The 780-nt window shown below is 61.0% G+C and carries 2 protein-coding genes; both read left to right on the plus strand.

The genetic code is table 11. The features are described 5' to 3' along the window. Window positions 1–342, plus strand: a 342-nt coding sequence (locus tag X742_RS0139620) for a hypothetical protein (RefSeq protein ID WP_210164363.1), incomplete at its 5' end; no start/stop codon positions are given. Beyond that, window positions 339–776 carry a hypothetical protein gene (locus X742_RS140310; RefSeq protein WP_023775652.1) on the plus strand — a complete coding sequence of 146 codons (438 nt, stop codon included), beginning with the start codon at window positions 339–341 and terminating at the stop codon, window positions 774–776. The genes X742_RS0139620 and X742_RS140310, both read left to right, overlap by 4 nt. The last annotated feature ends 4 nt before the right edge of the window (window positions 777–780 follow it).

A 780-nucleotide genomic window follows, 5' to 3' on the forward strand; every position in this document is an offset into this window, starting at 1 on the left:
CTAGTTCTGCGCAGAAAGGCGGCGGGTTGTCGGACCCGTCGCCACCCTTCCGACAAAGGAAATCCAGTGAAGAACACCTTCAAAATCAAGGTGGGCGACACCCCTTCGCAATGCACCATAGAAATGAATGGCGTACCGCTTAGAGGAGTCACTCGCGTCTCATTCGACATCGATGGTGCGAAACGGAACGCAGCTAATTTTCTCAGGCTGGAGATTACTGGCGAGGTTCTGGTCGACGGCGAATTTCACGACCGCATCATCGCTTCGACAGAGCCGCATGACCCGGAACGGACCGTTCCCCGCACTCAATCTGAACCTTCCGACAAAGGATCTCCGACATGACCATCAAGCTCGGCAGCCTTGCCGCCAACCTCGTCGCCGAACGCGAGGGCGACTGGATCGAACCGAAGGAATGGCCGGGGCTCAACCCCGACAAGCCATTCGAGCAGGTGCCGCTGCCCGGCCTCGCCTTCCTCACCCGCTCGACCAACTACCCTCCCTATGCCACCGCATACCAGGCCGAACTGGAGAAGCTGCGGCAGGCCTATCCCAGCGGGACCATCCCGGCTGAAGTGCAGGCCAAGGCCGAAGGGCAGCTGGCCGTCGAACATCTCCTGCTCGGCTGGCGCGGCCTCGATGTCACCTATTCACCCGATATCGTCGGTTCCATCCTCACCGCCGAAGAGCATCGTGTCGTCCGCGCCATGGTGCGCTGGTGCGCCGGGATCGTCGGCAAGCGCAAGGTCGAGTTCGAGGAAACCGCCTCGGGAAACTGAAGGC

Source organism: Mesorhizobium sp. LNHC229A00, assembly GCF_000502415.1.
Taxonomy (GTDB): Bacteria; Pseudomonadota; Alphaproteobacteria; order Rhizobiales; family Rhizobiaceae; genus Mesorhizobium.